The 8,356-nt window shown below is 62.6% G+C and carries 10 protein-coding genes; 4 read left to right on the top strand and 6 right to left on the bottom strand.

Going from position 1 to position 8,356, the window contains the following annotated elements; genetic code table 11:
* Window positions 1-555: hypothetical protein (locus tag EN932_RS22270; RefSeq protein ID WP_013531866.1), on the top strand; the 555-nt coding region annotated here is incomplete at its 5' end.
* Between the two features lie 95 nt (window positions 556-650).
* Here the strand turns inward: EN932_RS22270 and EN932_RS22265 are convergent.
* The 3 genes from EN932_RS22265 to EN932_RS22255 all read right to left on the bottom strand — a co-directional run bounded on the left by EN932_RS22265 (window position 651) and on the right by EN932_RS22255 (window position 3,358).
* Window positions 651-917, bottom strand: a complete 267-nt coding sequence (locus tag EN932_RS22265; protein WP_013531867.1) for a hypothetical protein — start codon at window positions 915-917, stop codon at window positions 651-653.
* Window positions 918-1,099: 182 nt separating this feature from the next.
* Window positions 1,100-2,308 carry an MFS transporter gene (locus EN932_RS22260; protein ID WP_013531868.1) on the bottom strand — a complete coding sequence of 403 codons (1,209 nt, stop codon included), beginning with the start codon at window positions 2,306-2,308 and terminating at the stop codon, window positions 1,100-1,102.
* Between the two features lie 60 nt (window positions 2,309-2,368).
* On the bottom strand, window positions 2,369-3,358 hold the full coding sequence (locus EN932_RS22255; RefSeq protein ID WP_063170228.1) for an AraC family transcriptional regulator: 990 nt from the start codon (window positions 3,356-3,358) through the stop codon (window positions 2,369-2,371).
* A 160-nt stretch (window positions 3,359-3,518) separates the two neighbouring features.
* On the opposite strand from EN932_RS22255, the gene EN932_RS22250 reads away from it, so the two are divergent.
* On the top strand, window positions 3,519-5,354 hold the full coding sequence (locus EN932_RS22250) for a monovalent cation:proton antiporter-2 (CPA2) family protein (RefSeq protein WP_013531870.1): 1,836 nt from the start codon (window positions 3,519-3,521) through the stop codon (window positions 5,352-5,354).
* Window positions 5,355-5,368: 14 nt separating this feature from the next.
* On the top strand, window positions 5,369-5,914 hold the full coding sequence (locus tag EN932_RS22245) for a DUF924 family protein (protein WP_064995823.1): 546 nt from the start codon (window positions 5,369-5,371) through the stop codon (window positions 5,912-5,914).
* Window positions 5,915-5,964: 50 nt separating this feature from the next.
* Here EN932_RS22245 and folK read toward each other — a convergent pair whose 3' ends face one another.
* From folK to folP, 3 genes are read right to left on the bottom strand one after another with little or no spacing between them, the layout of a single operon-like run.
* Window positions 5,965-6,477, bottom strand: a complete 513-nt coding sequence (folK, locus tag EN932_RS22240) for a 2-amino-4-hydroxy-6-hydroxymethyldihydropteridine diphosphokinase (protein ID WP_128369070.1) — start codon at window positions 6,475-6,477, stop codon at window positions 5,965-5,967.
* Window positions 6,461-6,820: a dihydroneopterin aldolase gene (folB, locus tag EN932_RS22235; protein ID WP_013531873.1), complete on the bottom strand. Its 360-nt coding sequence runs from the start codon at window positions 6,818-6,820 to the stop codon at window positions 6,461-6,463. Before folB ends, folK begins: the two co-directional genes overlap by 17 nt.
* Before the next feature lie 3 nt (window positions 6,821-6,823).
* The gene (gene folP, locus EN932_RS22230; RefSeq protein WP_063167918.1) at window positions 6,824-7,675 is read right to left on the bottom strand and encodes a dihydropteroate synthase; all 852 of its coding nucleotides are present in this window, start codon (window positions 7,673-7,675) and stop codon (window positions 6,824-6,826) included.
* 103 nt (window positions 7,676-7,778) lie between these two features.
* Here folP and EN932_RS22225 point away from each other — a divergent pair.
* Window positions 7,779-8,356: DUF922 domain-containing protein (locus EN932_RS22225; protein ID WP_128369069.1), on the top strand; the 578-nt coding region annotated here is incomplete at its 3' end.

Here is an 8,356-nt window from a genome sequence, read left to right as displayed (position 1 = left end):
ATGAAAAGCGTAATTCTATCCAGCGTCCTGTCCCTGGCAACGGTGATTACGACAGTCGTCGGCATTGCCGGAGTGGCCTCTGCGGCGGAGCCGGACAAGCAGTTCTTCCAGTCTGCCGAAGGCAAGTGGATCGGTCCCGGCGAAATCGTCGCCGGCAAGTACAAGGGCACCAAGTTCAACTGCAGCTTCACCGGCTCGACGCCCGACGGCAAGGTCGGCATGTCGCTCGACGGCGGCTGCCGGGTCGGTGTGTTCACCCAGCCAATGTCGGCCAAAATCGAGCGCAAGGGCCGCGAGGGCTACAAGGGCAGCTTCATGGGTGGCGCGACCGGTTCCGGCCTCGACATCATCGGCGGCAACGTCGTCGATCCCCGCAAGGTGGTCTTCACCATCAACCGCAACCAGCTGCGCGGCGTCATGCAGGCTCGCATCCCTGACGACAATTCGATGACGGTGACTATCGCCGTGCGCGTCAACGACCAATTGGTGCCGGTGATCGGCATGAGCCTGAAGCGGGTCGACGCGGTCGAAGTCGGCTCCATCGCGCCGAACTGAAAAAACCAAGGAAAAAGGCGGCGACCCAACGGTCACCGCCCTCTCACTTGAGCCCATCGAATCAGGCGCTTAGGCCTTGATCTCAAATCAGGGTGTCAGCCCTTGATCGCGGCCGTCACTTCGTCATAGGCCTTGCAGGCGTCGGCCAATGTCGTGGCGCCCTGATACTTGGTTGTCACCGCCTGGACCTTGGCGGTCAGATCAGCCGCCTTGGCCGGGTCCTTGGTGATCGCCTCCTGAAGTGCTGCAGCCATGTCCTGCGCCTTCTTGGTCGCGATCTCCGCCGTGCACTCAGGCGCCTTCGAGCAAGCCGAACCGGCAAGCACCGCCAGGCCGACGGCAACAAACAAAAACTTCTTCATGTCAGTCATCTCCTCAAAAAGGGCGCGACTTGATCGTCGATCACCCTCCAATGGCCGAAGCCGAGCGTCCTTAGCCTTCGATTGCGGCAAGATGCAACGTGTTCCCGGCCTCAACTTGTGTATCGCGCCTGCAACATCGCTGGCGGCAGGATTTGAGGCTACTGTATCGGCGGCTGCAAAGTTCAGCTGCGAGGCTGCAGCAGCGCCAAGACAGCGGTCGATGCGGCAAGGATAGCAGTCAGAGTCAAAGGCCCAGTCGCGCCATAGGTGTCCACGACATAGCCGCCGACAACCGCGCCGATGGTGATGGCAATTTGGAAAGAGGTGACCATCAGGCTGCCCGCTGCCTCCAGCGCATCAGGCGCCGCGCGCGACATATTGGTCGGCAGCACCACCGGCGCCATGCCAAAGGCGAAACCCCACAGCGTAACGAAGCCGAAGGCAACGCCGATATGCGAGCCCCAAAGCACCAAAGTAAGTGCCGCAACCGCCATCAACGCCGCGGTGACTGCGAGGGCCATGTGGATGTTGGTGTCGGCCATGCGGCCGCCGGCAATATTACCGATCACGGCAGCGATGCCAAACCCGAGCAGAGCCAAGGCAATCGGTCCGGTTGTAAGGAGTGTCACCTGTTCGAGGAAGGGACGCACATAGACCGAGCCGGCAAAATGCCCCGTCATCAGCAAAAGGATAGCCAGCATGCCGAGTTGGATGCCGCGCCGCCGGGTCAGCCGAAATACATCTGCAAGGCTGTTGCTTGCCGTTGCGGGCAAGGTCGGCAGGCTGAGAAACTGCAGCAGCATGGCAAGCGCGGCCAGCCCCGCCGTCATGGCCATGGCACTGCGCCACCCTATCCAGTCACTGATCAACGCGCCCATCGACGGTGCGGCAATGGTTGCGAGCGAGACGCCCAGGGTGACGATCGCCATGCCCCGCCCCGTCGCGCTGGCGCCAACAAGCCTCGCCACGACGGCGACCGAAAGTGCCCAGAAAGCACTGAGAGCGATGCCCAGCCCGGCCCGGCCCAACAACAACAGCCAGAAATCGGTCGCCAGCGCCGCCAGGACATTGGAACCGACCGCAAGAGCACTGAGACCAACCAGCACCGCCTTGCGGTTCAAGCGGCCGATGAGAACATTGCTCAACATGGCCGTCACGGCGCCGACGGAAGCGGTGGCGGTGACGACCTGTCCGGCCGTCCCCTCGCTGATGCCGAGATCACGTGCCATTGGCGTCAGCAGACCTGCGGGCAGGAATTCGGCCGACACCAAGGCAAAGCTGGTGGCCGCCAATGAAATCACCGCGAACCAGGTGGCTGCGCTCCACGCGGCTGGTGCATCGGCATCAAGGCCAGTCGCGGCGTCTTCAAGCTGTAATGTTGTGTCAGTCACGGAAAGATCTCCAAAGTTTGGAGGTCTTAAATAGGCGAGTCCGCTCGGATGATATGTATCTTAGAATCCGAAATTCATATCCATTCGTCCGGGAATTGTGCGACGCACAACGCCCGGCGAGACATTGGTGATGCGCTTGAACGCGCGCGCGAAGGATGCCTCCGAATCATAGCCCAAACGGGTAGCGACTTCGGCAACCGACAAGCCGTTTTGGCCCAGCAATTCGCGGGCAAGCTGCATGCGCAGGCGGGCGAGATAGTGTGCGGCACCCTCCCCCAATACCGCACTGAAACGCTCGGCGAAAATCGAGCGCGATTGGCCTGCCACGCCGGCCAGGCTTCCCAGCGTCCAGTTGTGGCCGGGGTCGCGGTGCATGGCCGCCAAAGCGCGGCCTATATGGGGGTCGCGGATGGCTGCGAGCCAACCGGTGGTCGAGGCTCCGTTGCAATTGACCCAGCAGCGTATGAGCCGGGCCGTCAGCAAGTCGGCCATACGCGACAGAATCGTGGCGCTGCCCATCTGCGGCTGCGAGGCCTCCACCGTCATGGCCGCCAGCAAAGGACCGACGACCGGGTCATTGCCGGCCACGTCGCAACCCTTGATGACAGGCGGCATCAACGTGATCAATGGGTTGAGCGCATAGGAGTCCAAGGCCATGGAGCCGCAGAAAAGGGTGCTCGTCGCGCCCGTTCCTTGCCGTACCACTTCGCAGACGTTGCCCCCCAACTTGATCACCTGGCAACCTTCGAGCGAGCCCCCTGCAACGTCCGGCGCGCTCGCCAGCCGATGGGCGATGCCTTGCGGCAGCAGCACCAGATCGCCATCGCGCAGCTCCTGCCAGCCTTGCGATTCAGTATGAATCCAGCATGGGCCCTGGCCGACAAAGTGAAACCGAAGCAGCTGTTGTTGCGGAAAGTCTATGCTCCATGGGTGCCGGAGTTCGCAGCGGCCATAGTTGACACCACTCAAGCGAAAGTCTTGCAGAACTTCGCTGAGCGCATCCATCGGGATATGTGGCGGCGAGGACGGCCGGGACGAATGGTCAAACATATACGCAATATAGATGCCGAACGTCCGGCAGGCAAGCGGGGACCGTTGTTCCACCAAGTCAATCACTGCAACGGCACCCTACCCTTTCCGGCAGATTTCTCGCCTTGCCTCCCGCTCCAACTGCATGCAAGGAGTGCTGCAAGACACAGGGACAAGATGCATGGCGGCGGAAGCATCGGGCAGTGATCTGGTTCAGGTGGTGGCGCTGCTTGCTGCCGGTGTCGTCGCCGTTCCCATCTTCAAGCGCATGGGCCTCGGCTCGATCCTCGGCTATCTGGCTGCCGGCGTGGTGATCGGCCCGTTCGGCCTCGGCGTCTTTTCCGAATCGGAAGCCATTCTTCATGTCGCCGAACTCGGCGTGGTGATGTTCCTGTTCATCATCGGGCTGGAAATGCAGCCATCGCGGCTCTGGGGCCTGCGCCGCGAGATCTTTGGCCTCGGTGCGTTGCAGGTCGGCGTCTGCGCGCTCCTGCTGACCGGGGTCGGCATGGCTGGAGGGTTTCCAATCGCGCAATCCTTCGTCGCCGGCGCCGGCTTCGTGCTGACCTCGACAGCGATCGTCATGCAGCTTCTCGAGGAACGCGGCGAAATCGCCGCGCCGAAAGGTCAGCGCATCGTATCGGTCCTGCTGCTCGAGGATCTTGCCATCGTGCCGCTGCTGGCCCTGATCGCGTTTCTGGCGCCCGGCGGTGCCGACACCAGCCTATCGGAGCGGCTGACCGAGGTCGGCATCGGCCTCGCCGCGATCGTCGGCCTGGTTGTGGCCGGCCGTTATCTGCTCAATCCGTTCTTCCGCATCCTGGCGGATGCCCGTGCCCGCGAGGTGATGACGGCGGCGGCACTTCTGGTCGTTCTCGGATCCGCGCTTGCCATGCAGCTCAGCGGCCTGTCGATGGCGATGGGCGCCTTCCTGGCCGGTGTGCTTTTGTCCGAATCGACCTTCCGCCATCAGCTTGAAGCCGATATCGAACCGTTCCGCGGCATCCTGCTCGGTCTGTTCTTTCTCGCGGTGGGCATGTCGCTCGACCTGCATGTGGTCGCGGCGAACTGGCGGCTGATTGCCATCTATGTCGTCGCCTACATGGTGATGAAGGCATTCGGCATCTACATCGTCGCCCGTATCCTGAAAACCAGCCACCGCGAGGCGCTTGAGCGCGCGGTCTTCATGGCGCAAGGCGGTGAGTTCGCCTTTGTCCTTTATTCGGCGGCCGCGGCGGTCGGTATCATCGACGGCAACGCCAATGCGACGCTGACGGCGATCGTCATCATCTCCATGGTGCTGACGCCGCTGGCCATCATCGCCTTGCGCTATCTGACGCCGCGCGACGAGCAGTCGCTCGACGGCGTCGACGTCGCCGATGGCCTGACCGGCAGCGTGCTGATCATCGGCTTCGGCCGCTTCGGCCAGATCGCCAGCCAGCCGCTGCTGCTGCGCGGCATCGACGTCTCGATCATCGACAATGACGTCGAAATGATCCAGGCGGCGGCCGATTTCGGCTTCAAGGTCTACTATGGCGACGGCACGCGGCTGGACATCCTGCATGCCGCCGGTGCCGGCCGGGCGCGCGCCGTGCTGATCTGCGTCGACAAGGCCGATGTGGCTGTTCGCATCGCCCAGCTGATCAAGGCCGAATTCCCACTGCTCACCGTGCTGGCCCGCGCATTCGACCGTGGAACGGCGCTGCAGCTCATACGTGCCGGCGTCGACTACCAACTGCGCGAAACCTTCGAATCCGCACTTGTTTTCGGCGGCTCGGCCCTGGAATCTCTGGGCGTCGATCCCGAAGACGTGGCTGAAACGATCGAAGATGTCAGGCGCCGCGACACCGACCGCTTCGAAACCCAGCTCGCCGAAGGCATTCGCGCCGGACAGCGCTTCCTGAGAGGCAATATCGGCACGCCGATTCCGACACCGCTCTCGACGCCGCGCCGGCCTGGTCAGGCACTCAACGAAGAGACCGCGGGTGTGCTGCACAAGTCCGAACCCGCCGATTGAGCAAGGAATTAGGTATGGAATTGGACAGCAGAGCCCTGTCGGTCACCAAATTCTGGCGCGATGCCGGCGAGGATGCCTGGTTCGAGAAGAACGAAGCATTCGATGCCGAGTTCCGCGACCGCTTTCTCGACCTGCACTACGCCGCCGCGCGGCGTGAATGCGACGACTGGCTGGAACATGCCGAAGGCGCGCTGGCGCTGATGATCCTGCTCGACCAGTTTCCGCGGAACTGCTTTCGCGGCACCGGCCATATGTACGCGACCGATCCGCTCGCCAGATATTTCGCAGAGAAGGCGATCGCGGCTGGTCATGACCTGGCACTCGAGGAAGAACTCCGCGTTTTCCTCTACCTGCCTTATGAGCATTCGGAGCTACTGGCCGACCAGGATATTTCGGTCGAGCTGACGCAGGCCAGAGCCGAGCCCTATCTGAAGTATGCTGTCGAACATCGTGATATCATTGAGCAATTCGGCCGTTTTCCGCATCGAAACAAGATGCTTGGCCGCGAAACCACCTCGCAGGAGCAGACGTTCCTGGATGGTGGCGGCTTCTCGGGTTAGAGGCCTCGCTGCGCCGTTTGCAGGCCGGTATCACCTGAATATCAACGCACCTAGGCCAGCCACCAATCCCGGCCGGACGACAATCGCTCGATGCCTGAGGTATCGACGGCGACCAGGCGATCGGTGATGCTGCGACCGCTGACAACCAGGCCGGGCGCGATCTCGGCCAGCGGCGCCAGCACGAAGGCGCGCTCCAGCATGCGCGGATGCGGCACCTCCAGCCCGGTCTCGTGGATGACGCGGTCGCCGAACACCAGAATGTCGATGTCGATCAGCCGCGGCCCCCACCGCTCCTCGCGCACCCGCTTCAGCTTGCGCTCCGCATCGAGGCAGAGGTCGAGCAGGGCACGCGGTGCAAGCACGGTGGAAATTTGGGCGGCCGCATTGAGAAAATCCGGCTGATCGAGCTTGCCCCAGGGCGGTGTGCGATAAAGCGAGGAGACGCCGGTGACACGCGTATCCGCGTCGGCATCCAGCATGCGCAGCGCCGCGCTCATGGATTTCGCCGGATCGCCAAGATTGCCGCCAAGGCTGAGGTAAACGGTACTATTCGGGCCAGACAACGGTCACCTCGACATAATCGAGCACGCCGGGCACTGGTGCGTTCGGCTTGCGCACCGTGATCTCGGCTTTCTTTATCTGCGGAAAACGCGCCGTCAGCGCACGGGCCACTTCGAGCGCCAGCGACTCGATCAGAAATCGGCGCTGCCCGGTGATGATCTTTTCAATGACGCTGAATGCAACGCCGTAGTGGACTGTATCCTCGATCGAATCTTCGGCAAGCGCCCGGCCTGGGTCAACGGTCAGAACGGCATCGACATAGAAGCGCTGGCCGAGCCGTTCCTCCTCGTCCAGCACGCCGTGCCGGGCAAAGAAAGCGCAGTTCTTCATGCGGATGACATACATCGATCAGTTTCTCGCCCGGTCGGTTTGACGCGCCAGCATAGCATCGGCGAGCGCCAATGCGTCCACGTTGAATGCGACATCGTGGACGCGAAACAGATCGGCGCCCTGGAGCCTCAAAATGACGCTGGTCGCCGCTGTTCCGACCCCTCTGTCGGCGGCATCACGGCCGGTGACCGTGCCGATGAAGCGTTTTCGCGACGTGCCGGCCATCAGCGGCAGGCCGAGTGCATGCAATTCCGAAAAGCGTGCCATCAGGTCGAGATTTTCCTCCGCCGTCTCCTTGGCGAATCCGAAACCGGGATCGAGCACGATGTGATCATCGGCGATGCCGTTCTGGCGGGCGATTTCCAGCGACCTTCGCAGGAATGCCAACTGATCGGCAATCGCGTCCGGCAGCTTCTGGCGATCCCGCCCGGTATGCATGATGACAAGCCCGGCACCGGTATCGGCGGCGACACGAGCAATATCGGGCTCGCGCTGCAAACCCCAGACATCGTTGACGATATGCGCGCCGGCGGCGACCGCCAGCCGCGCCGTGTCGGCGCGATAGGTATCGACCGAAATCAGCACCTCGTTCACGCCCGCCAGCGCTTCGATCACCGGCAGGATGCGGGCCTGTTCCTGGCTGGCCGATACCGCGGCAGCACCTGGGCGCGTCGATTCTCCCCCGACATCGACAACCAGTGCCCCTTCCCCGATCATGCGGCGCGCCTGGGCCAACGCCTTTTCAGGGGCGTCGAACTGGCCGCCGTCGGAAAAGCTGTCGGGCGTGACATTGAGGATGCCGACGACCACGGCCTTGCCGCCGAGGTCGAGATGGCGTCCATGCGCCAACTGCCATCGCCTGGCCGTCATTGCTCATCGACCATGGAGTTCATCAATCATGTGTGATCCCTGGCGGATCAATTTCATTGCGCCGGCAACGGCCGTAAAGCAAGGTGGTCGAAGAGGCAACATGATGAAACGATCCATGCTTGGCATGAAAAAACAGTCCTTGGGCGTGAAACAATCCTTGGCTTGCGCGCTGCTGCTCGCCATAACGTCGCACCCGGCGGCGGCGGCCAATCTCGTCAAGACGTACAGCTATTTCGCCATTGGCGGCAGCACCCTCGACGACATCGAGGCACAACTCTCCAAACGCGGGCCGGAGGTGAAAAGCACCGGCACGCGGCACCCGGGCGCTACGCAAATGGCCTTCACCACCCGTATCAGCTATGCGCAGACACCGAGTTCCTGCCGGATTGCCGACGCGGTGGTGACCGTCAAGGTGAAGGTGATCCTTCCCGAGTGGCGCCGGCCGCGCAAGGCCGATGCCGATGTCAGGCTGTTCTGGGATACGCTGTCGGCCGACATCAAGCGCCATGAGGAGCGCCATGTCGAAATCGCCAAGAACCATGGCGGCGAACTCGAAGAGGCTTTGAAAGCCACCTACCCGCAAAAGAACTGCGACGCCGCCAAGGCCAAGGCGGCTGAGATCACCGCGGCTGTTCTGGCCAGGCACGACCGCGCCCAGCTTCAGTTCGACCGCGTCGAAAG

Origin of the sequence: Mesorhizobium sp. M7A.F.Ca.US.002.01.1.1, assembly GCF_004022955.1 — a bacterium.
GTDB lineage: Bacteria > Pseudomonadota > Alphaproteobacteria > Rhizobiales > Rhizobiaceae > Mesorhizobium > Mesorhizobium ciceri.
The sequence above is the reverse complement of the archived record's forward strand: the minus strand, read 5'-3'. Positions and strand labels throughout refer to the sequence as shown.